Genomic DNA, 19,250 nt, shown 5'->3' with positions numbered 1-19,250 from the left:
GTGAGGGATTAAAAAGCTTAGAAAAGTTAAAAATTAAAAACATCCCCTCAGTACTGCTCCCTCATCGTCCTTATCACGGGGTCGTGGATGAGGGTCGAGGTTATGCTGTCCACCATGCGGAAGAACTCGTCCTTTCCGCGTTCGAGGTCAAAGTTCTCCACTTTGATTAGGGCACAGTCCTCGCCGAGTATCCACTTGCCGAGCAGTATCTTCTCCCTTCCGTCCCTCTCGAGGTCCATCCTGATGAGGCCGTAGGGTATATCCGCAGTCCACCAGTTGGCCTTGAAGGTTACTTTCCATCCAGCCTCCTCAACGACCGAGCTTAGCTTTTCCATCGTAACCCCTGGCCCGTGGGGAGTCTTGAACGTGATAACCGTCCAGAGGCCCTCCCCCTCAAGGTTCTTGATTATCTCATCCCTAAACTCCATAAGACTCACCCCCTAAACTATTGCAGCAATCAGGAACGCCATAACGGCAAGGAATATGCTCATCTTGAGCAACTTCTGTGATTTGCGTGCCACCTCTCTCTCCTGGCTCTTCAGGATTAGATAGGCCGCGTAGAGTATAATCACGTCCACAGGAACCATAGCATAGTAACCAACACCCACACCAGCTTTCACAGGCAGGAATGAGGCAATGACCGTTAACAGGGCAAAGAACGACCCGACGTAGGCGGCTTTTTTCTTTCCCCATATGATGGGTAGAGTCTTAGCACCTTTTACCAAATCCCCCTTGACGTCCTCTATATCCTTGATGACTTCCCTCGCGACGTTCACAAGAAAGGCACAGATGGCAAGATAGCCAGCCAGGCCGAGGTGCTCAACAGCGACGGCACCGTAAAGTGGCGTCGCACCCGTAAGGCCAGCCACCACGAGGTTCCCGATGAATGGGAGCGGCTTGAGCTTCCATGCGTAGAGGAACATCGTAACGTAGGCTATGATAGCGAGGATGAAGGCGTAGCGGTTTATCATATAAGCCAAGGCCAGACCGACGGCGAAGAGGAGCATCGCGTACCAGAGGGCGGTTTTTCTATCCATAGCCCCCCGCGGGAGGGGCCTATCTGGCCTGTTGACTTTATCAATCTCGTAGTCAAAGTAGTCGTTTATCGTGTTTCCACCGGCACAGCCGAGGGTGACCACTAAGAAGACAAGCAGGCTGGTTTTAAGGTCCGGGAAGTGGCCCACCGCCACTATAGAGCCTAGAAGACCCACTATCCCAGCGAGGACGCAGTTGTGGGGCCTCGTTATCTCAACGAACGCCTTGAGCTCCATTAGGGCCACCTAATTCTATTGGGTTCTTAATTTAAAAACCTTTGCTACAGCTCCTCCCTCCGAAGGAGGCCAAGTTCCTCGCCTGTTTCAAGCACCCGTATGCGCCCAAACCTGAGCTCGAGGGCTTTCTCCAGTTCCTCGGGTGTGAGTGGAGTAAGCACTTGCGCTTTCATTTCGCTGAAGTTTATCCACTTGAGTATGCCAACCCCGAGGCACAGGCCGTCCCCATCTATAAAGCCAACGAGCAGGTTGCTAAGCTTCTCAAAATCCACAGTGTGAATTACGGATTTGCTATAGTGCCTTGGGAAGCTTTCCATATCGGCCTTAACGACGGTGTAGCGCTCGTTTTTCCAGCCTGCAATCACGAGCCACTTGAACAGGGCGGCGAGGAGATCCTTTTCCTCAGACGTCAGCGGTCTGCCGCGGAACATTTCCGTCCCGGTTGGGGCGACTTTCTCCAGATCCACCTCGATGAGCTCTCCATTTGAAAAGTAGGTCTTCCATTTCTCTTTCCTCACTTCCCGACGCTCTTTCCGCGAGTGTTCCCTTGCCTTCTGGCTCACGGAGAGGTCAATTATCTCCGTGTAAGGAGCAAGGACCTTCCTCAGATGACTCAGCTCGTCCGTCCGCTCCAAGAGGAGTGTAAGTTCGGGCTTTATCAGCTCGACCTTAAGACGCTTCATCTCGAGGCCCGGACCGGTTACAAATCCGGTGGTATCTATAAGAACGACGTCGGCTTCGTTGATCGCTATATCGGTAAGGCGCCTAACACCCACCGCCATCTCTCCGGCATACTGGCCGGGAGAAGTGGTTCCGATGAAGTAGTGAGCGACCCCCTTCAGGTCGCCCGGCGATTTGAAGCGCTCCTCCGGAAAGGCGAGGCTCAAGGTCGCTGGAGGAAGAATTCCTTTCTGCCCAACGTCACTGTCGATTACAGCGACCCTGAAGCCCAGTTCAAGGAGACCATTTGCTAAAAACGTCAGCAGAGTGGTCTTTCCGCTGTCAGTTCCGCCGACGAGCATTACCTTAAGCGGCTTATCATCACTGGCAATCCGCTCAAGGAGTTCAAACCTGTCCTCCGGGACGTCTTCGGTGTAGGTCGCTTTGTTCATGTGAGTTGGTTGGAGGCGAGGATTAAAAAGTTAATCTTGAGAAAGACTTATAAAAGAAGCTTGGGGCTATCAGTGTAGAGGCCAAGAAAATTTGACATTGGCCTTGAAACTAGTTGGTTTAATAAAAGATGTAAAAGGTGTAAACGCTAATCTTGCAAAGGAGGTTTTGGAAATGGAAGAGAAACCCACCCTTACCCCAAGACAAATTAGACTGCTCAGGAAGTTCTATGACGAAGGCAAGACAATAGAGGTCCATACCGTTGAAAAGACCCAGGATGAACTTGCCGAAGAGCTGGGAATAACCAGGCAGGCTCTCAGCAACCACCTCAAGATCCTCAAAGAGCTCGGCTACATAAGAACGGGAAGGGGCTTCATCGACCTCACCGACAAGGCCCTCGACCTCCTCGGAGAGAAGAAAGGTGACGTCTTTGTCTTTGTTAGAATCGAGCCAACTAAGAGAAAGCACGTTTACGAGGAGATAAAGAAGCTCAGGATAAAGAAGATTTACAGGGTTACCGGGGATATAGACCTCATAATCGAGGCAGACAAGACCAGACTCGACGAGATACTCGAGGAGATAGCCTCACTCGACGGCGTCAAGGAGACCATCACCCATATCGTTCTCGAAGTCCTCTGAAGGCTCTTTTTCCTTCCTCTTACCTTCCTGGAGCTTCTTCTCCATGAGCCTCCTCAGTTCCTCGAGGTTCTTCCCGAACTTGGCGGATATCGGCACGAAGGTTTCTCTGTGGTCGTTCCACGTGCCGCTCAGCCCGAACTTCTCCACGAGGCGGTTCATAGTGGCCTGAAGGTTCTTGACCTTGTCTATTTTGTTCACAGCGACGATGGTCGGTATACCCAGCTCTCGGAGGAACTGGAAGAACTCGACGTCAATCGGTATCTCACCGCGCTTCTCCCAGCGCTCAATTATCTCCAGCGCGCTCTTGCCGTCTATGACGAGAACCGCGAGCTCTATTTCGTCGGCGTTGTCTTCTATGAAGTGGACTATCTCGTCCTTTATCCTCTCCTGCCTGGCCTTCGGCAGGCCGCTCATGAATCCGAAGCCCGGCATGTCGATGACCCTTCTGTTGCGCCAGTTGACCTCGACAGGCTTTCTCGTAACCCCCGGCCGCTTGCCTCGCTTAACAAGCTTTCCGGTCAGGCGAAAGATGAGCGTGCTCTTGCCAACGTTCGATCTCCCCACGAAAATTATCATGTCTCTCACCGGATGAGGTTGAAGGTTTTTCACTTTATAAGGCTTGGCGGAAAGGTTAAGTATGCCAAGGGGCAAATAATCGCGGTGGTGTTTATGGCAGAGGGTAGCGAGGCCAAGGCCAATCAGCTCATTAACAAGTTCGTGATTTCCCTTACGGAGGGAAGGATACTTGGATTCGTGACGGACATCAACGTCGAGGTTGAGGGCGACCAGTTCTACTTTATCCTGAAGATGAAGCTCGTGGAAAACCTCGGAAAGGGCGAGCATCCAGGAATGTTCTCCAACGAGAAAAAAATGAAAATCAGACCGGATGACATCGTCAACGTGGGTCCGGACGTCATAATCCTCGGAAACGGTAAAGTGCCCCCCTTGAGGGAGATAGAAAGGCTTACCCAGATAGCTGAGGAGTACAATGCCCTTGTGCGCGAGCTTGAAGCCAAAGAGAGGCTTATAGAGAAGCTCAAAGAGGAGAACTACGCATTAACCAAACAGCTCGACGAGCTACAGAGGGAGCTCAGGAAGCTCCATGTCATGAAGGAGGACTTCGAACACCTCAAGGAGCAGTTAATTAGGCAGGAAGGCCAGCTCGAAATGGCGAAGGACTACATACGGCTCCTGGAGGGACTGAGGCATGACATCGACAAAATAAAGGATGACGTAGACAAGCTCATCCAGACCCAGCTCGAAGAAGTCGTGAGGGCGATAATAAACGAGGAACTGAACGCAAGGGGATTAAAGAAAACCAGCTTCATTTAACCGAAGATCTGGGTTCCAAAGGCGTGAAGAAGCAACTCCATAGCAACGAGTATCAGCGTGAGGGCTATAACGCCCCTTGGACTTATCTTTACTGCCCTGGTATCCTCGTCGAAGAACCTCATGAGACCGGCGCCAGTGGGTGGTAGCGTCGCCTTTTCTTTTGCCATCCCTCTCACCTCTTACGAAATCCCTAAGTTCGGCACGGTATAAAAAAGTTTTGATGGTGGGCCATTCCCTCACCCACAATTTAACCTTAGTTGTGTAAAGATTTTTCGCGATGTATATTTAGACATGTCTGCCAAAAGCTTTATATAACATAAGCCCAAGGCCCCAGTAACAGGTTCTATCTGGGTGAGGCCGCAAGTTGGAGCACCAAAGAAACCCAGCGATTCTTCCCACCCAACGGTGCCCCATCTAACAGGTATGCATGGAAATTTTAGTGAATTACGTGGAGGTGTGCCAATGCCCGTATACCATGTAACTCATAGATGGTCAATAGACGAGAGTGCAGTTGCCGCAAAGGAAGCTGCCGACTTCTTTTCTTCAACCGAACTGCCCAAGGGGGTCGAATTCCTAGCCGCATACAACTTCGACGGCGGTGCCTACACAATCTGGAAAGCACCCAGCAGGGAGATCCTTGAAGAGGTGATCATAACCCCGACGTTCAGAAAGAACATGGAGATCACGGAGGTAATCCAGAGCTACCCGCCGACCATTGAATATATGGTTAGGTTATGGAACTGGGTGTATCGTCTGAGCCAGAAGTAAGGAGCTTTGCTCCCTCTCAATTTTTTGGAAGAAGAAACTTTTTTAAATGGTAGCCCTCAGCCCATGGTGGATAAGGGGTTTACCCAATGAATCCCGCTAATGACGTAGGAGGTGGGAGGAAATGGCGACCTTTAAACTCGTCATATCGAACCCAAAGAACGGTATCGCCAGGCAGGTTGAGATAAGCGGCGAAGAGGCTGAGAAGCTCATTGGAAAGAGAATCGGAGATGAGATCTCCGCCAAGGAGCTTGGCCTCAACCTCACCGAGATATTCGGCGAGGAGATTCCGGCCGATGCCAAGCTCAAGATAACCGGCGGAACCGACAAGGACGGCTTCCCCATGAGGCCCGATGTCCACGGTCCGAGGAGGGTCAAGATCCTCGTCTCCAGGGGACCGGGTTTCAGGCCCAAGGAGAAGGGTGAGAGGAGGAAGAAGACCGTCAGGGGCAACACCATCAGCCCCGAGATCGTTCAGATCAACATGAAGCTCGTCTTCTGAGCTTCTTCCTTTCACCCTTAAACTTCTTCAGGTTTTCCTCAGATGTTCCTGTGTGCGGAATTTTGATCAGCCGAATCATCTTCCAGTTTCTATCTCCTCCCCCATGAGGTAACCTTAATAAATGCCCAAACTCTCTAATCTTAGGGGTGAGAGAAGATGGCAAAGAAGAAGGAGTTTAGACAGGCCGAGGTCAACATCGGAATGGTTGGTCACGTTGATCACGGTAAAACGACACTCACCAAGGCTTTAACCGGAATCTGGACAGACACCCACAGCGAGGAGCTGAGGAGAGGAATCACCATCAAGATAGGCTTTGCCGATGCCGAGATAAGGAAGTGCCCGAGCTGTGGCAGGTATTCAAACTCCCCTGTCTGCCCGTACTGCGGCGCTGAAACTGACTTCGAGAGGAGGGTTTCCTTCATCGATGCCCCCGGACACGAGGCACTCATGACGACCATGCTCGCCGGAGCTTCCCTCATGGATGGAGCCGTTCTCGTCATAGCGGCAAACGAAGGTGTTATGCCTCAGACGAGGGAGCACCTCATGGCCCTCCAGATAGTCGGCAACAAGAACATCGTCATCGCCCTCAACAAGATCGAGCTCGTCGATAGGGAGAAGGTCATACAGCGCTACCATGAGATAAAGGAATTCGTTAAGGGGACAGTGGCAGAAAACGCTCCAATAATCCCGATTTCGGCCCTGCATGGAGCGAACGTTGACGTTCTCCTGGCTGCAATAGAGGAGTTCATCCCAACGCCCGAGCACGATCCGAACAAGCCTCCAAAGATGCTCGTTCTGAGGAGCTTCGACGTCAACAAGCCCGGAACCAAGCCCGAGAAGCTCGTCGGTGGAGTCATCGGCGGTTCGATAGTCCAGGGCAAGCTCAAGGTCGGCGACGAGATAGAGATCCGCCCGGGCGTTCCTTACGAGGAGCACGGCAGGATCAAGTACGAGCCGATAACCACCGAAATCGTATCCCTCCAGGCGGGAGGAAGATTCGTCGAGGAAGCCTATCCGGGAGGTCTCGTCGGAGTGGGAACCAAGCTCGACCCGTTCCTCACCAAGGGTGACCTCATGGCTGGAAACGTCGTCGGAAAGCCGGGTAAGCTCCCGCCGGTCTGGGATGAGCTCAGGCTTGAGGTTCACCTTCTCGAGAGGGTAGTAGGAACCGAGGAGGAGCTTAAGGTCGAGCCGATTAAGAGGAGGGAAGTCCTGCTCCTCAACGTCGGCACGGCAAGGACGATGGGCCTCGTTACCGGCCTCGGAAAGGACGAAGTCGAGCTCAAGCTGCAGATACCCATCTGTGCCGAGGTCGGCGACAGGGTTGCCATCAGCAGGCAGGTCGGCAGCAGGTGGAGACTCATAGGCTACGGCTTCATCAGGGAGTGAGCCCTCTTTTCTTTCCTTCTGGTGGTCTCCATGCGCCGCGAGTGGCTCGTTATTCCAGACACCAACTTTCTCCTCGTCCCGGGGCAGTTCGGCGTCGACATAATATCCGAGCTGAACAGGGTTCTCGATGTAAAGTTCAGGATTGTAATTCCAAACGTTGTCCTTCAGGAGCTGGACGTCATCGAAAGAAAGTCGCGCGGGAAGGACCTGATGGCCATCAGGATGGCGAAGAAGCTGGCCGAGAGGTTCGAGACCGTTGATATAGGCCGCTTTGGGGAAAGGCCGATAGACGACCAGATTTTTGACTTCGCCCTGAATAACGAGCGCGTTGTGGTCTGCACCAACGATAAGGGGCTGAAAAAGAGGCTCCGCGCGAGGGGCATTCCCGTGGTTTATCTCCGCTCGAAGAAGATACTCGAGCTTGAAGGAATGCTGGAGTGAGCTATTTTCTGTCCAAGCTCCACAACCATTCAAAGAGTTCTTTTCGCCTGGGCGTTCAAAACCCTTAAAACTTCCTTTTCTCCATGCATTCGGGTGGGAAATGTGTACACCGAAGAGGATCTTTTGAGAGAGATTAGGGAACTAATGGAAGACGACGAGCTATATCAAATGTACGAGCGGGCATTCAAGGAATACCACTACTACTTCGAGACGACTAACTACATAGTGCTGAACATCTACCAGTTCAACGACCACGGGCCGATCCACGTTCTCCTCACAACGAGGCGGGCTCTGGAGCTGCTCAGGATCATCAAGAAGTTCGGCATCGAGACGACCGCCGAAAAGCTCGGTAAGTCCTTCCGCTGGAGCAAGTTCATAGTGGCCTTCGGCGCGCTCTTCCACGACACGGGCAACATGATACACAGAATAAACCACTACGAGTTCAGCGTCTTCCTTGCAGAGCCCATCATCGACAGGCTCGCCAAGGAGTTCGAGAAAGACGACTGGCTCCTCCTAAAGGCGCTAACGCTCAACGCCATCTACACCCACGACGAGCACGTTCCGTGCACGACGGTCGAGGGCAGCTTAGTGACAATAGCGGACGGCTGCGACATGGAGGCAGGAAGGAGCAGGCTGGTCCACAAGAAGGACCGCGTTGATATTCACGCAGTTTCGGCATTGGCTATAGAGAGCGTCGAAATCAAGGAAGGAAATGAGGAGCAGCCGATATTAATTGAGATACGCATGAAGCACCTCGCGGGAGTCTTCCAAGTGGACGAGATACTGACGAAGAAGGTCAAGAGTTCGGTACTGGGCGGGAAGGTGAGGATAAGGATACACGCCGGCGAGGAGGTAATGGAGAAGGTTATTTAACCTTCATCCCAACTTTCTCCATGCTTCCCGATGCCTACCTCGATCTCAAGTACCTCCTCAACAGGGGCTACCGGAAAAGCTATGCATTAGAATTCGTTGCCAACCACTACAGGCTTACGAAGAAAGAGCGGCATCTTCTGGCCAGATGCGTCTTTTCTGACAGATGGATCACAGAAGTTGAGGGAAAGCTCCTCAGGCCAGGAGAGCTCGCCGGGAATGTTTTAGCAATTGACGGCTTCAACGTCCTTATAACCCTCGAATCGCTCCTCGAGGGAAAAGCGATACTCTGCGAGGACGGTCTGGTCAGGGATTTAAAATATCAGGGGAAGTACAGGCTTAGCGAAAGGACCCCGAACCTGCTCGGGGAAATAGCGAATGCTCTGAACGAGCTGAAAGTTGGAGAGGCGGTGTTCCTCTATGGAAAAAACGTCCCAAAGAGTGGCGAAATTAGGAAGCTGACGGAAGAAAAGCTGGTCGAGTTCGGTCTTTCCGGTGAGGTAAAACTTGTGAAGAACCCAGATTCCGAGCTTAAGGCCTTCGAGGTTGTTGCAACGGCAGACGTTGGAATAATCTCCAAGGTTCCCCACGTTTTCGACCTCGCGAGATACGTTGGGGAGAAGCTCGGGAAGAGACCAGTATCATTTCAGCAACTCTTGAGGGAACGATAGCACAGGCTCGGAAAACGTATGAAGACGACTTCATACCGGAGCTAATGTTTAAATATTCCAACTGTGTGGTAGGTATAATCTAAGGAAAAGGTCGGGATATTATGAAAAAAGGTAAAGTAGTTTCTGCAATTTTCTTGGTGATTTTGCTTTTTGTGAGTGCTAACGGCTGCATAAGTGGAGGGGACACTTCATCCGCCCAAACAGGAGAATACCAGTACACGAAGAGCGAAACCCATTCAGAAACGGGAGGATACAGCGATACTTACGTTTTCATTGCCCAGGGAACCAACATGTACACCTACCTCAAGCTCGATGACATAGGCTTCGAGAAGGTCTGAGGCCCTTTCGTTGTTTTATCAATTTTTCCACAATCCCAGGCAAACTTTAAATCCTTAAACCCCAATTTTTATCCATGTTTGGAGAGCACGAGCTCAAAACGCAGTTCATCAAAATCCTCGACAAAAAAATACACCTCGTAGAGATGCCGGGGGATAAAATCCTCTACAAGCGGGACGATGTTCGGGTTCTGATAAAACGGGGCGAAGGGGCGTTTAATGTACTCCCCTCACCTGCCACGGGCTATGGAGTCAAGTTTCTCATGGTGAAGTTCTCGTCCAGAATAGCCATTCCACCCAAGGAGAGGCTCACAGGCTACCTATCCGCTCCGATAGATATAGAAGTCAAAAGTGGAGACGTTACGATAGACCGCTTCGTGATCGGCAGGGAGAAGTACGCGCTCTACGGCCAGGATAACGTAGGTGTAATAGCGCGCTATCATGTGAGCGAGTTCCTCGAGAGAACACCCGAGGAGCTCGGTGTTATAAAGCTCGTGATAAACAATCCAACCGACGAGTGGAAGCTCGTCGATAAGATTGTCATCCCGATAAGGAACAGCGTCATGTTCTACTCCCCGGAGAGGGCATACTACCCGCTCGTAATACTGACAACCAAAGAGCCCTACGAGGTCAACAACACTGGAAACCCGCCCGATGGAACATTGAAGGCCACCCACAGGGCAGAACCGCTACCAAACTTCAAGATGAGGTGGTGAGAATGGCAAACTTAACGGATAATACCACCACAACTCTCCCCACAGGCCTGGAGAAACCAATACTGGCGGGGATAACATTAGAAACGGCCATCAAGGCAGTTGTTATCCTAATTGCCATGATAATCCTTGGGAGGATCCTCAGAAAAATCATAATCAGGGAATCAAAGGAGACCAGCCTCACGTGGATAATCAACGAGGACACCGCTGATATAGTGTTCCGCATGTTCGTCCTTGGGGGAATAACATGGTCCCTCTTTGAGATTGGCTTAATGGCTTACCCGATATTGCGGACGACGGTCGGGAACATAACCTTCGCGGTCGGCTTCTTTTACTTCGCCTACTTGATAGCCAGGAAGTCCAAGGACTACTTCATCATGAGCGCGGGCAGGAGGCCCTCCCCAGACGTGCAGATAAAGGCCAAAATATTCTACTATACCTTCATCACCGTGGCGTTCTTTCTGAGTCTCAACTTTGCAGGAGTCAGCACTCAACTGAGCGCCCTTCTCGCCGCGGCGGGAATAACAGGTATCGTCCTCGGTTTTTCAGCCCAGACTGTAGTTTCGAACTTCATCTCCGGAGTCTTCATGTACTTCGATAAGCCCCTTAACATCGGCGACCCAGTGAAGATAGGCGAGCTCGGGGGCGTTGTGGAGGACATAAGAATCCTGTCGACTCGGATTCGGGCTTGGGACGGCACCCTTATCAGAATTCCAAACGAAAAGCTCTTCAACAGCAACATAATCAACCTCCGGAGGTATCCAGCCAGAAGGGTGGACGTAAGGATCGGCATAGCCTACAGTGCAGACATCGAAAAGGCCATCGAGGTGATAAGGGAAACCCTCGACGAGATGCCCCTAGTCCTGGCGGAACCAGAGCCCCTCATTTTCGTCGAGGACCTTGGGGACAACGCGGTTATACTCTCGATCCGGGCATGGGCTCCGAGTGAGAAATGGTTCGACGTCAAAACGGAGCTGATATCAAAAGTGAAGAAGGCCCTTGACGAGGCCGGCATAGAGATACCCTTCCCGCAGCGCGTTAATTGGTTCGCAGAGCCGCTGAGGATAAAACTCGAAAAGGAAACCTGAACCCCTACTCCTTCTTTTCCAGCAGGGCGTAGAAGAAGCCTATCGTCCTGTGCCTATGGGGCCAGGCCCTCATCGTTCCGGGCAGGAATCCCTCATCATAGGGGCCCTTCAGGGGAACCAAACGGGCATCATCGTGCCTCCCCAGGAACCATTCAATTAGCTCTTCGTTCTCCTCTGGCAGCATCGAGCAGGTTGAGTAGAGCATCCTTCCCCCAGGTTTCAGCAGCTTCCAGGCGCTCTCGATGAGCTCCCTCTGAAGGGAAACGACCTTAGGGATGTTCTTCTCCCTGAGGCGCCATCTCAGCTCGGGGTTTTTCGCTATGGTTCCATCACTCGTGCAGGGGGCATCGAGGAGAACTCTGTCAGCTATCTCCTCCCCGAGGATTTCTGGAGCCTTCCTCCCGTCGGCCTTGATTACTTCAGCTATCTTAACGCCACTTCTCCTTAGAATTTCCTTCATGCGCTTTATCCTTGCTCCATCAACGTCGAAGGCATAAATGCTTCCTTCGTTTCTCATAAGCTCGGCCATGTGGGCGGTCTTGCCTCCGGGAGCGGCCGCCAAATCAACCACCGTTTCCCCGGGTTCGGGAGCCAAAATGAGCGAGGCGACCGCTGCTGCCTCTTCCTGTGGTATGGCAAGCCCCTTGTTGAAGAGCCACTCGGGATTGAACGGGTCAAGGATTCTCAGAACGGTCTCAATCCTCTCGCTCCTCTCGAAGCGCACTTCCTTATTCCCCAGGTAGTCCTCAACCTCATCCACGCTCGCCTTGAGGAGATTCACCCTTATGCTCATTGGCAGGGTCTCGTTAAGGGCCTTGAGAAGTTCCTCTGCTTCCTCCCCAACGAGCTCCCTCATCCTGTGGATAAACCACTCTGGAAACAGGTATTCCCATTTGAGGCGTTTCTCCTCGGTGTCTAGCTTGGGGACGTATTCCAGAACCCTCGGGAGAAGGTCATAGTAGTAATAGCCCACGAATGGGTGTGTTCTCCTCGAGAGAAACTGGGCGAGGCCCTTCAAATGTCCCCTCGTCTTCTCGCTCGGGTCCCTGAAGACGGCAGCCTCCACGGCAACCCTAAGCGTCGCCCTCAGCCAGGGGTCGAGGATGTAGGGCGAAACCCCGACCAGCTCCTCGATTATCTCGTCTATCAGGCCGAGCCTCCGCTGAATTGAATAGAAGATACCGGTAAGCTTGGAGTTCTCCCACCCATCGATTCGGTATTTCGCGAAGGCCTTTCTCTTGGCACTCTGGCTCGGTTTAATCTCCTCACCGAGTTTTACCGCCTCGATCAGCGCGTAGAGCTGTCTGTCGCTCAGTTTGAGCTTCCCCAACTTTGCACCCCTCAAGGAATTCTTGAGGTTAGGGTTTTAAAACCTGCGAAACTCCCTGACAGACTGTGAACTAGAAATAAAAGATGTAACCCGTCCAGAGACCTCCTTGGCTTTTATACGCACCAGAGGATCCTCTTTTTGGTGGATTAACTCCCCCACAACTTTAGAGATTCTTACGACCTCATCTTTTACGTCCGCAGGAAGAGGATACTTCATAACATCCCCCAACACATCGAGGATCAGTTCCAAAAGGAAATCATCCCCACTCAAGAGGAGAGTATATGCCTCAGTAAGCAGGAGTCTCAAAGCATCCACGTCATCAGAGGGAATAAAAGAATTGACAAGAAGACACAGCCCTATCGTTTTTAAGTATGGGTCATCGGAACCGATGAGTTTATTGATCTTGGTGTTTACGGATTCGGACATTCTGAGTGGCCGAACTTTTGAGAGCACGTCAATAGCTTCCAGCGTCACTATGTCATGATGATTTGAATTTTCCACAAGATTCGTTAAAACCTCTGTTATCTCCAGGAATTCCTTCTCTTCAAGGGGAATACCCTCAACCAGGTGCCTCAGAGCACGAAGCGCCTTCATTACTATTCTCTCGTTCTCGTCAGTCAGTGCACCAATAAACACATCCAGATGGTTCTTTAGAACCTTGCTCTTCACATCCCCACCAGTTCTCTTGAAAATCTCGTTAAGGGCCATGAACGCCCTAAGGCGCGTAGTATCATCCCGCTCCCTGGCAAGCTCCAGAATGAGAAACAGAAGGCCCTCATCCTCGGAGGCCAGTCTAACCGCCTCCAAGATCTGCCAGGAAAGCACAATCTCTCTGAGCTCGGCTTTTGATAGAGTGTTGCGCGGGGACATTACAGTAGATAATTCGAATTTCGAACATATATTAATTTCGCTTTTCGCTTTACGAATTTTAAGTGGCTCTCCTAACTAACCAGTCACCCCACCACTCCCGGGGAAGTGAGGAGTGGCAAGCACTATGGCCCGCGCGGTGACCCGGGCAGTTTATCGAACGTCCGCCCAAGCACGTCGGGAGGCTGCATTTCACCGTCGACTCCAAGCAACAGAGAGGAGTCCCCCACAACCAGAGCGAGGATCATTGCTTCATCGATGAGACCCGCGTTCAGGAACTTCTTAACAACATTCCTAGCTTCCCCCGGCCTCGAACGGTAGTAGCTGTAAAGTGCGCCCTCCAAAAGCCCCAGAACTTCACGGGCCCTCGCGCGCAGGACTAAGTTATCGGCGGTCTTTGTAAGCTCTTTGAGAACCGGAAGAATTTCCCGAAGAACTCCCTCCATAGGGGCAGTACTCGGGAGCTTTAGTATGTCTGCCAATGCATCTAGGGCAGCTTCTACGAGGAGAGGATTCCCACTCCTTAGGAGCTCCGCCGTCCCCCTGAGGATAAGGCCCCAGTTTTCACTTGACGGTTGTCCCATGTTGAGAAGCAGCCTCAAAGCCAGTGCCTTTCCGTGGAGGTTAGGCGAGTTGAGGAGGGACGCCATGCGGGAGAGCACTCCATCGGGGGGAGAGGGCACGGATATCTTCGCCGCAAGCTCCACCGCCTCGAGCCATGCCAGGCCTTCGCCCCTGGAAACCAGTGAAGCGAGTGCATCCACGAGGTCCACCAGCTGTTTTTTCCCCAGGGGAGTTTCCCCAACCAGACGTTTTAAAACCCCAAGGGCCCTCATGTTAAGTCGCTCATCTCCTTCATTGAGGGCCTCCACTATTGCATCGAAACCGTTCTTCAATATTAGGGACTTCGTCTTTCTGTCGGTCCCCTTGAGAACCTCCCCGAGCGCGGCAAGGGCCCTCATCTTTGTGGTTCTATCTTCCTCCCTGGCGAGGTCAATAAGTGCCAGAAGCGCCTCCTCACTACCCCGGGACAGTTCAACCGCATCCATCATCTGCCAAGAAAGTATCAGCTCCCTTATTTTATCGGTGGAGACACCACCCATTACAGCCACCACTATCGATTATAGCAACTACTATTGGTTGGGGGTTATCCAATATATTTTTTTCGCCAGTCGGTGTTTTAAGTCCTCTCGAACCTGTAAATATCGACTAGAATCCTCTCCAGTCTCTTTCGATGGAAGAAGAATTGGGCGGGAATCTCAAAAGGAAGAGTTATCCTGTGAGTTATTGAAAAACCGGCATCTCTAACGAACGCTTCGATGAACCTCCTCACCTCGGGCTTCGCGAGATGGATGGAATAAGTGACGTCACTTATCTCAAAGGCTTTCATAAGAAAGGGCCTGTCGGCATGCTTCACCTGGCTGCCAAAGGGAGGGTTCATTATCACAGTATCAACACGGAGGGCAAAATCCGAGACGTCAGAGTTTACAAACTCAACACAGTTCTCAAGGCCAAGAGATTTAACGTTCTCCCTGGCGATTCTTAAAGCCTTCCCGTCGATTTCAACGGCGTAGACTCTTTCAGCCCCCATCAGGCATGCGCCTGCACTCAGAACTCCAGTCCCGGCACCCAAATCCGCGATGACTTTGCCTTCAATGTCTCCAATGGAGTGAGCCAGCCAGAGCAATTCTGCCGCAACGTCTCCGGGGGTTCTGTACTGCTCCAGCTCGGGTTTCGGCTCTGGAAAGCCTTTCAGCCTTGAAAGGATCATTGCAAGGTGCTTTTTCCTCAACCTCTCACCCCGTGGAGGGCTATGCCAAAAGGCTCGTCCTTATCGCGTTTCCCCCCGAAGATTTCATCGAACTCGTAGTCCTCGCGCAGGTCGAGAAGGAGTTCCACCTCAGGTGGAGTTAGAACTGGCTTCTTCCAGTTCTCGACGTCGTCTATGGGCACCCTTGGACAGGCCACGACCACATAGGCATCGAAGTCAAAGCCTTCGAGAGCGGGATAGCTTATGTGGTTCATGGCTATGAGCTTCGCGTACTTCCCGTGCTCGCGGAGGAGCTTAATTATTCTCCTCGCCTCCGCCAGACGAAGCTGCCCCTTCTTGGTGCTTACAACGACACCGAACTTTTCCGCGTCGTAGGCCTTCGCTATCTGGGCCCAGCGCTTTCGTATTATCCGTTCGGCCTCTTCATTCATCCATATCGCATCCCCACTGTAGGGGTTTACCGCCAGGGTGGGCTTCCTAACTGCCAGGGCAACTCCAACCGGGTGGAAGTATCCAGCACCGATGAAAAGCACCCCATCGGCGTCAACTTTGGCGGCGGTGAAGTTGCAGCCGATAACCTGGCCGCGCCAGCTTACTCTTCCGTCACCCTCATCTACGAGGACTTCAAAGCCGGCATTTTCAAGGAACTCCCTGGCCCTTTCCAGCTGGTGTATGTGCTGGGCGGTTGTAACGAGCGCTATCTTCCTCCCGAGCTTTTTAATCTCGTCCAGATTCTTCTCCAGCGCAGGAAGAACGTCAACTTTGGCAAAGGCTGGAATAAAGATGGTGGGAACCTCAAGGTTGAGCTTCATGTAGCTGTGTCCGAGGTGAATGAGCGCGTCGCAACCGAGGGCCTTCGCCTCCCTGTCAGCAGGGTCACAGGCACCGTAGTTGATGTCGCCGCTTATTATCGCCTCTATCCCGTTCTCTTCAAGAAAGTCGGCCAGAAACTGGGCCTCGCGCTTGAGCCCCTCAGGGGTCTGGATAAGGACGCGCTTAGCTTTAAGCTCTCCAAGTACTTTCAATATCTCTCGCTCATTTATCTCGTGCATCCTCTCACCAATGAGCCTTCATAAGGGGGCCTTAAAATTCTTCCCCAGAAGGGGAGGGAACATTTTTATATTTTCACACCCAATATACCTCGAAGTCCGATGTATTGGGGGTGACGTTATGGAGGACATCATAGTGGTTACGACCGAAAGCGTGCCCGGATACCGAATAGTTGAGATCAAAGGAATAGCCAGGGGAGGAATAGTTAAGGCCACCCATCTGGGCAGGGACATAACGGCCTTCTTCAGGAACATCAAAGGCGGGGAGGTGAAGGAGTACACCCAGATGATGGCCGAGGCCAGGGAGGAAGCCCTGAAAAGGATGGTACTCCACGCCAAGGAGCTCGGCGCCAACGCCGTTGTAAACGTTCGCTTCGCGACTGCAAACGTCGGTTCTAGCGTTGCCGAGGTTTATGCCTACGGTACTGCGGTGGTCGTGGAAAAGGAGTGATTGCCATGTACCTCCTCCCGTTCCCGATACTGGGAGGTTTGCTCGCTTGGGCCACGATATACTTCCTAGGCTTCAAAAGGACGAAGTGGTCAGAGTTCGTATTCGGGCTGGCGATATTCTTCATTGCGATAATCGTCCAGAACCCAATCCAGCAGCTGCCCCTGCTGGCTCTGGGAATACGCTCGAACGCAGATGTCATAGCCAAGGGGGCGGCCTTTACCATAGCGGCCTCGCTGTGGCTGGGCTTTGTTGCTGGCCTCGTCCAGGAGGGCACCAAATATCTTCTCGTTAAAGGGAAAGACCTGAGGACTGCTCTCTTCGTGGGGCTTGGATTCGGCGTCACCGAAGCTTTCTTTGTGGGAATAATCGCCGCCGTTGCCGCGATAGCGAGCGAGACCCCTCTGGACGTTCCAGTCAGCACGGCCCTCCTCTCGCTGGTCGAGCGCTACTTCGCCGTGCTCTTCCATGTAGGGACAACGGTCTTCCTCGCCTACGCATACAGAGAAGGCTTCGGAAAGAAGGGGTTGATTGCAATCGTCGGTCTGCATACGATCGTTGACTCAATGGCAGCCTACTATCAGCTGACCGGGAGCGAGATATTTATGTACGCCACTGAGGCAATCTTTGCCGTAATAGCGCTCGCGCTCATGTACTACATAATCCCCAGGGTGAAGGTCGAGAAGCCTGAGGAAGAAAAAGTAATATGGTGAAGTGTTTGCTTGGGAGCAAAAAGGAGAGAGCCCTCAAAAAGCTTCTCAAGGACCTACGCTCCGGTCTTTACTCTTACCTTGTTCTTTCCCTGCTCGAAAGGAAGGGTGAGCTCCACGGCTACGCGATAAGGAAGGAGCTTGAGAAGCTGAGCAGTGGAAGGCTCGTTCCGAGCGAGGGAACGCTCTACGACCTCCTAAAGAGCCTGAAGAAGTACGGACTCGTTGAGGACTTCTGGGCCGAGGTCGGCGGAAGGCCAAGGAAGTACTACAGACTTACGGATCTTGGAAGGGAAATTCTGGCAGAGTTGAGGGGTGAAATAAAGGAGATAGCAGAGGTGATAAAGCGGATGGGCGAGGAGTTATGGGAGCCGTAACGAACCAGCTCTTTATAGCTGGCTTATGATACCTGTTGGAGCGCTCACCCACGCCTTCGAGAATCTTCGCCGAAACTCTAACAGTCATTACGGTTATCTTCGCGTTCCTATGGGTTCTGATAATCCTCTCAAGCGCCTACGGAATACTTCTTAACAACACCATCCTTGGGCTTCTCATCACGTTCGGGCTCCTAGGGGTTGTGTTCCTCCAGATATCCCGCCTGCTCATCGCAGTGGGGGAAGAAGGATACTGTGATCAAAAATTTAATATCCTCCGATGATTAGTAAAACAGGTGATACCATGTCCCTCGAGGAGCTCTACCGCTACCTTCGTTGGAGAATGGAGCCCGATGACGAAAGAGCCGTGGGGAGGTTCTGGAGGATAGTAAAGGTCTTTGAATTCATGGAGGGGCTCCTGCCGGAAGAGCCCAGAGTGCTCGACCTCTGCGCCGGTACGGGAATTGCCGGAGCGGCCGCTGCCAAGGCCACTAATGCCCCACTGCTGACGGTTCTGGACGCAAGGAATGAGGACCTTGAGAAGGCCAGGAAGTGGCTCGAGATAGCGGGGATAAGTCCAGAGCTTAAGCTCATCACTGGAGATGTGAGGGAAGTTTCAAAGCTCGTAGGAGAGCACGATCTGGCCGTTCTCTGGGGTCTAACCATGCCACACTTCGACCCCTTCGATGCCGTAAGAATATTCGCAAATGTCGCCCTGAGCCTGAGCGAAGATGGAGTTTTCGTCATGGAGGAAACTGACAGGGTTTACGGAATTCTATACCATATAGGCTACAAAGACTTCCTCGTCGAATCTAAAACGGAGGACCACACCATAGTCTCAGTTCACGAAGGCTACAACCTCAAGAGGGGCACCTTCAGGAGGACATACTACAAGCTGCCGGGCTTCGAGAAGATCACCGAAGAGGAGTACAGGCTCTGGGACGTTGCGTCGCAGCTGGCCATCGGGAGCGTCTTCTTCAGGGAATGGAAGCTCATCACAAGAAACGAACACGGGATCAACAGTGTTTCCCACCTGCTCTACTTCAGAAGGCCGAGGAAGAATATCGCCAGAGGAGTGCTCACTGATTTTTGATCTTCTGCGTTTCCATTCAGTGCTCCGCTTTGAACTTTATCTCGACTATCTGGCTCGTGTTTCCGTTCCTTACGACGAGGTAACAATCCTCCCCAGGAGCCTGGAAGTCAAGCTCTACTGCAGTTACATTCTCCCACATCATCACGGCACTCGAAGGATCAAACTCCCCAAAATAGCCAGAATCTGAGATAATCACGTAAGCCGAAAATGGATGTTCTGCCCTGATGTACCCAGTGACGGAAGTGTTGGCTGGAATGAATTCGGCCTGGATGTGATTGGGACACACATAGCTTTTCTCGTAAACGTAGTTGGCCGGCAGGAGTGCCGCCTGTGCAACAAAACCAACCACCACTGCAATCACAAGCAATACTCCGGGGAGGATTAGTCTTCTCATTTTCAGCACCAGCTTTCATTTAAGGCCTTATTTTTTAAAACTCTTTCGAAAAATAGCCCCATCGCCAAAAAGCTGTGCAATCCGCAGT

Annotated in this window: 27 protein-coding genes; 16 read left to right on the top strand and 11 right to left on the bottom strand. The window is 52.1% G+C overall.

What is annotated here, in order from left to right; all coding sequences use genetic code 11:
• Positions 1–47: 47 nt before the first annotated feature.
• The 3 genes from E3E23_RS07400 to E3E23_RS07390 are packed head-to-tail and all read right to left on the bottom strand — an operon-like array spanning position 48 to position 2,383.
• The gene (locus tag E3E23_RS07400) at positions 48–428 is read right to left on the bottom strand and encodes a ribonucleoside-triphosphate reductase (RefSeq protein ID WP_167907632.1); all 381 of its coding nucleotides are present in this window, start codon (positions 426–428) and stop codon (positions 48–50) included.
• A 12-nt stretch (positions 429–440) separates the two neighbouring features.
• Positions 441–1,271: a geranylgeranylglycerol-phosphate geranylgeranyltransferase gene (locus tag E3E23_RS07395; protein ID WP_167907882.1), complete on the bottom strand. Its 831-nt coding sequence runs from the start codon at positions 1,269–1,271 to the stop codon at positions 441–443.
• A 44-nt stretch (positions 1,272–1,315) separates the two neighbouring features.
• Complete coding sequence (locus E3E23_RS07390; RefSeq protein ID WP_167907630.1) at positions 1,316–2,383, bottom strand: Clp1/GlmU family protein; 1,068 nt, start codon at positions 2,381–2,383, stop codon at positions 1,316–1,318.
• A 172-nt stretch (positions 2,384–2,555) separates the two neighbouring features.
• Here E3E23_RS07390 and E3E23_RS07385 point away from each other — a divergent pair, with 172 nt between their 5' ends.
• Positions 2,556–3,020, top strand: a complete 465-nt coding sequence (locus tag E3E23_RS07385; RefSeq protein WP_167907628.1) for an Lrp/AsnC family transcriptional regulator — start codon at positions 2,556–2,558, stop codon at positions 3,018–3,020.
• Here E3E23_RS07385 and engB read toward each other — a convergent pair.
• On the bottom strand, positions 2,967–3,596 hold the full coding sequence (gene engB / locus E3E23_RS07380; protein WP_167907880.1) for a GTP-binding protein EngB: 630 nt from the start codon (positions 3,594–3,596) through the stop codon (positions 2,967–2,969). The genes E3E23_RS07385 and engB overlap by 54 nt on opposite strands.
• Before the next feature lie 93 nt (positions 3,597–3,689).
• Here engB and E3E23_RS07375 point away from each other — a divergent pair, with 93 nt between their 5' ends.
• Complete coding sequence (locus E3E23_RS07375) at positions 3,690–4,352, top strand: hypothetical protein (protein WP_167907626.1); 663 nt, start codon at positions 3,690–3,692, stop codon at positions 4,350–4,352.
• On the opposite strand, the gene E3E23_RS07370 is transcribed toward E3E23_RS07375, so the two are convergent.
• A complete protein-coding gene (locus tag E3E23_RS07370; protein ID WP_167907624.1) occupies positions 4,349–4,519 on the bottom strand; it encodes a preprotein translocase subunit Sec61beta in 171 nt (56 codons plus the stop codon). The two genes, E3E23_RS07375 and E3E23_RS07370, sit on opposite strands and share 4 nt — an antisense overlap.
• 295 nt (positions 4,520–4,814) lie before the next feature.
• Here E3E23_RS07370 and E3E23_RS07365 point away from each other — a divergent pair, with 295 nt between their 5' ends.
• The 9 genes from E3E23_RS07365 (at position 4,815) to E3E23_RS07325 (ending at position 11,126) form a co-directional block, all read left to right on the top strand.
• Positions 4,815–5,120: a hypothetical protein gene (locus E3E23_RS07365; protein ID WP_167907622.1), complete on the top strand. Its 306-nt coding sequence runs from the start codon at positions 4,815–4,817 to the stop codon at positions 5,118–5,120.
• 121 nt (positions 5,121–5,241) lie between these two features.
• Complete coding sequence (locus E3E23_RS07360) at positions 5,242–5,619, top strand: 30S ribosomal protein S6e (RefSeq protein WP_167907620.1); 378 nt, start codon at positions 5,242–5,244, stop codon at positions 5,617–5,619.
• Between the two features lie 156 nt (positions 5,620–5,775).
• Positions 5,776–7,008, top strand: a complete 1,233-nt coding sequence (gene eif2g / locus E3E23_RS07355; RefSeq protein WP_167907618.1) for a translation initiation factor IF-2 subunit gamma — start codon at positions 5,776–5,778, stop codon at positions 7,006–7,008.
• A 30-nt stretch (positions 7,009–7,038) separates the two neighbouring features.
• The gene (locus E3E23_RS07350) at positions 7,039–7,449 is read left to right on the top strand and encodes a PIN domain-containing protein (protein WP_167900031.1); all 411 of its coding nucleotides are present in this window, start codon (positions 7,039–7,041) and stop codon (positions 7,447–7,449) included.
• A gap of 102 nt (positions 7,450–7,551) precedes the next feature.
• Positions 7,552–8,322 (top strand): HD domain-containing protein, encoded by a 771-nt coding sequence (locus tag E3E23_RS07345; RefSeq protein WP_167907878.1) that lies wholly within the window; start codon positions 7,552–7,554, stop codon positions 8,320–8,322.
• Between the two features lie 20 nt (positions 8,323–8,342).
• Positions 8,343–8,990, top strand: coding sequence for a DUF434 domain-containing protein (locus E3E23_RS07340; RefSeq protein ID WP_167907616.1), 648 nt, complete (start codon positions 8,343–8,345; stop codon positions 8,988–8,990).
• A 152-nt stretch (positions 8,991–9,142) separates the two neighbouring features.
• Complete coding sequence (locus E3E23_RS07335) at positions 9,143–9,328, top strand: hypothetical protein (RefSeq protein WP_167907614.1); 186 nt, start codon at positions 9,143–9,145, stop codon at positions 9,326–9,328.
• A gap of 74 nt (positions 9,329–9,402) precedes the next feature.
• Complete coding sequence (locus E3E23_RS07330; protein ID WP_167907612.1) at positions 9,403–10,041, top strand: DUF432 domain-containing protein; 639 nt, start codon at positions 9,403–9,405, stop codon at positions 10,039–10,041.
• Positions 10,042–10,043: 2 nt separating this feature from the next.
• On the top strand, positions 10,044–11,126 hold the full coding sequence (locus tag E3E23_RS07325; RefSeq protein ID WP_167907610.1) for a mechanosensitive ion channel family protein: 1,083 nt from the start codon (positions 10,044–10,046) through the stop codon (positions 11,124–11,126).
• Positions 11,127–11,130: 4 nt separating this feature from the next.
• Here the strand turns inward: E3E23_RS07325 and E3E23_RS07320 are convergent, their stop codons facing one another.
• From E3E23_RS07320 to dph2, 5 genes are all read right to left on the bottom strand, one after another.
• A complete protein-coding gene (locus E3E23_RS07320; RefSeq protein WP_167907608.1) occupies positions 11,131–12,456 on the bottom strand; it encodes an RsmB/NOP family class I SAM-dependent RNA methyltransferase in 1,326 nt (441 codons plus the stop codon).
• A gap of 36 nt (positions 12,457–12,492) precedes the next feature.
• A complete protein-coding gene (locus E3E23_RS07315) occupies positions 12,493–13,326 on the bottom strand; it encodes a hypothetical protein (protein WP_167907606.1) in 834 nt (277 codons plus the stop codon).
• A gap of 122 nt (positions 13,327–13,448) precedes the next feature.
• Positions 13,449–14,426 (bottom strand): hypothetical protein, encoded by a 978-nt coding sequence (locus E3E23_RS07310; RefSeq protein WP_167907604.1) that lies wholly within the window; start codon positions 14,424–14,426, stop codon positions 13,449–13,451.
• Positions 14,427–14,503: 77 nt separating this feature from the next.
• A complete protein-coding gene (locus E3E23_RS07305) occupies positions 14,504–15,115 on the bottom strand; it encodes an METTL5 family protein (protein ID WP_167907602.1) in 612 nt (203 codons plus the stop codon).
• Positions 15,112–16,146, bottom strand: coding sequence for a diphthamide biosynthesis enzyme Dph2 (gene dph2 / locus E3E23_RS07300; protein WP_167907600.1), 1,035 nt, complete (start codon positions 16,144–16,146; stop codon positions 15,112–15,114). The genes E3E23_RS07305 and dph2 overlap by 4 nt, the downstream gene beginning before the upstream one ends.
• A 118-nt stretch (positions 16,147–16,264) precedes the next feature.
• On the opposite strand from dph2, the gene E3E23_RS07295 reads away from it, so the two are divergent.
• The 5 genes from E3E23_RS07295 to E3E23_RS07275 are packed head-to-tail and all read left to right on the top strand — an operon-like array spanning position 16,265 to position 18,768.
• Positions 16,265–16,594: a heavy metal-binding domain-containing protein gene (locus tag E3E23_RS07295; RefSeq protein WP_167907598.1), complete on the top strand. Its 330-nt coding sequence runs from the start codon at positions 16,265–16,267 to the stop codon at positions 16,592–16,594.
• Positions 16,595–16,599: 5 nt separating this feature from the next.
• On the top strand, positions 16,600–17,304 hold the full coding sequence (locus tag E3E23_RS07290) for a YhfC family glutamic-type intramembrane protease (protein WP_167907876.1): 705 nt from the start codon (positions 16,600–16,602) through the stop codon (positions 17,302–17,304).
• Positions 17,305–17,309: 5 nt separating this feature from the next.
• Positions 17,310–17,678 carry a PadR family transcriptional regulator gene (locus E3E23_RS07285; RefSeq protein ID WP_167907596.1) on the top strand — a complete coding sequence of 123 codons (369 nt, stop codon included), beginning with the start codon at positions 17,310–17,312 and terminating at the stop codon, positions 17,676–17,678.
• Positions 17,679–17,713: 35 nt separating this feature from the next.
• Positions 17,714–17,959 carry a hypothetical protein gene (locus E3E23_RS07280; protein WP_167907594.1) on the top strand — a complete coding sequence of 82 codons (246 nt, stop codon included), beginning with the start codon at positions 17,714–17,716 and terminating at the stop codon, positions 17,957–17,959.
• Between the two features lie 20 nt (positions 17,960–17,979).
• A complete protein-coding gene (locus tag E3E23_RS07275; protein WP_167907592.1) occupies positions 17,980–18,768 on the top strand; it encodes a methyltransferase domain-containing protein in 789 nt (262 codons plus the stop codon).
• A 16-nt stretch (positions 18,769–18,784) separates the two neighbouring features.
• Here E3E23_RS07275 and E3E23_RS07270 read toward each other — a convergent pair whose 3' ends face one another.
• Positions 18,785–19,162 carry a multidrug transporter gene (locus tag E3E23_RS07270; RefSeq protein ID WP_167907874.1) on the bottom strand — a complete coding sequence of 126 codons (378 nt, stop codon included), beginning with the start codon at positions 19,160–19,162 and terminating at the stop codon, positions 18,785–18,787.
• Positions 19,163–19,250: the final 88 nt, after the last annotated feature.

Source organism: Thermococcus sp. CX2 (genome assembly GCF_012027555.1).
In the GTDB taxonomy this organism is placed as follows: Archaea; Methanobacteriota_B; Thermococci; order Thermococcales; family Thermococcaceae; genus Thermococcus.
The sequence above is the reverse complement of the archived record's forward strand: the minus strand, read 5'-3'. Positions and strand labels throughout refer to the sequence as shown.

Excerpts from the sequence above, each read along its gene's own strand:
- E3E23_RS07270 (WP_167907874.1), bottom strand. The coding sequence starts at position 19,162 with ATGAGAAGACTAATCCTCCCCGGAGTATTGCTTGTGATTGCAGTGGTG.
- E3E23_RS07365 (WP_167907622.1), top strand. The coding sequence starts at position 4,815 with ATGCCCGTATACCATGTAACTCATAGATGGTCAATAGACGAGAGTGCA.
- E3E23_RS07290 (WP_167907876.1), top strand. The coding sequence starts at position 16,600 with ATGTACCTCCTCCCGTTCCCGATACTGGGAGGTTTGCTCGCTTGGGCC.
- E3E23_RS07275 (WP_167907592.1), top strand. The coding sequence starts at position 17,980 with ATGTCCCTCGAGGAGCTCTACCGCTACCTTCGTTGGAGAATGGAGCCC.
- eif2g (WP_167907618.1), top strand. The coding sequence starts at position 5,776 with ATGGCAAAGAAGAAGGAGTTTAGACAGGCCGAGGTCAACATCGGAATG.
- E3E23_RS07350 (WP_167900031.1), top strand. The coding sequence starts at position 7,039 with ATGCGCCGCGAGTGGCTCGTTATTCCAGACACCAACTTTCTCCTCGTC.
- E3E23_RS07360 (WP_167907620.1), top strand. The coding sequence starts at position 5,242 with ATGGCGACCTTTAAACTCGTCATATCGAACCCAAAGAACGGTATCGCC.
- E3E23_RS07330 (WP_167907612.1), top strand. The coding sequence starts at position 9,403 with ATGTTTGGAGAGCACGAGCTCAAAACGCAGTTCATCAAAATCCTCGAC.
- E3E23_RS07385 (WP_167907628.1), top strand. The coding sequence starts at position 2,556 with ATGGAAGAGAAACCCACCCTTACCCCAAGACAAATTAGACTGCTCAGG.
- E3E23_RS07370 (WP_167907624.1), bottom strand. The coding sequence starts at position 4,519 with ATGGCAAAAGAAAAGGCGACGCTACCACCCACTGGCGCCGGTCTCATG.
- E3E23_RS07325 (WP_167907610.1), top strand. The coding sequence starts at position 10,044 with ATGGCAAACTTAACGGATAATACCACCACAACTCTCCCCACAGGCCTG.
- E3E23_RS07340 (WP_167907616.1), top strand. The coding sequence starts at position 8,343 with ATGCTTCCCGATGCCTACCTCGATCTCAAGTACCTCCTCAACAGGGGC.
- E3E23_RS07310 (WP_167907604.1), bottom strand. The coding sequence starts at position 14,426 with ATGGGTGGTGTCTCCACCGATAAAATAAGGGAGCTGATACTTTCTTGG.
- dph2 (WP_167907600.1), bottom strand. The coding sequence starts at position 16,146 with ATGCACGAGATAAATGAGCGAGAGATATTGAAAGTACTTGGAGAGCTT.
- engB (WP_167907880.1), bottom strand. The coding sequence starts at position 3,596 with ATGATAATTTTCGTGGGGAGATCGAACGTTGGCAAGAGCACGCTCATC.
- E3E23_RS07390 (WP_167907630.1), bottom strand. The coding sequence starts at position 2,383 with ATGAACAAAGCGACCTACACCGAAGACGTCCCGGAGGACAGGTTTGAA.
- E3E23_RS07315 (WP_167907606.1), bottom strand. The coding sequence starts at position 13,326 with ATGTCCCCGCGCAACACTCTATCAAAAGCCGAGCTCAGAGAGATTGTG.
- E3E23_RS07375 (WP_167907626.1), top strand. The coding sequence starts at position 3,690 with ATGGCAGAGGGTAGCGAGGCCAAGGCCAATCAGCTCATTAACAAGTTC.
- E3E23_RS07400 (WP_167907632.1), bottom strand. The coding sequence starts at position 428 with ATGGAGTTTAGGGATGAGATAATCAAGAACCTTGAGGGGGAGGGCCTC.
- E3E23_RS07295 (WP_167907598.1), top strand. The coding sequence starts at position 16,265 with ATGGAGGACATCATAGTGGTTACGACCGAAAGCGTGCCCGGATACCGA.
- E3E23_RS07395 (WP_167907882.1), bottom strand. The coding sequence starts at position 1,271 with ATGGAGCTCAAGGCGTTCGTTGAGATAACGAGGCCCCACAACTGCGTC.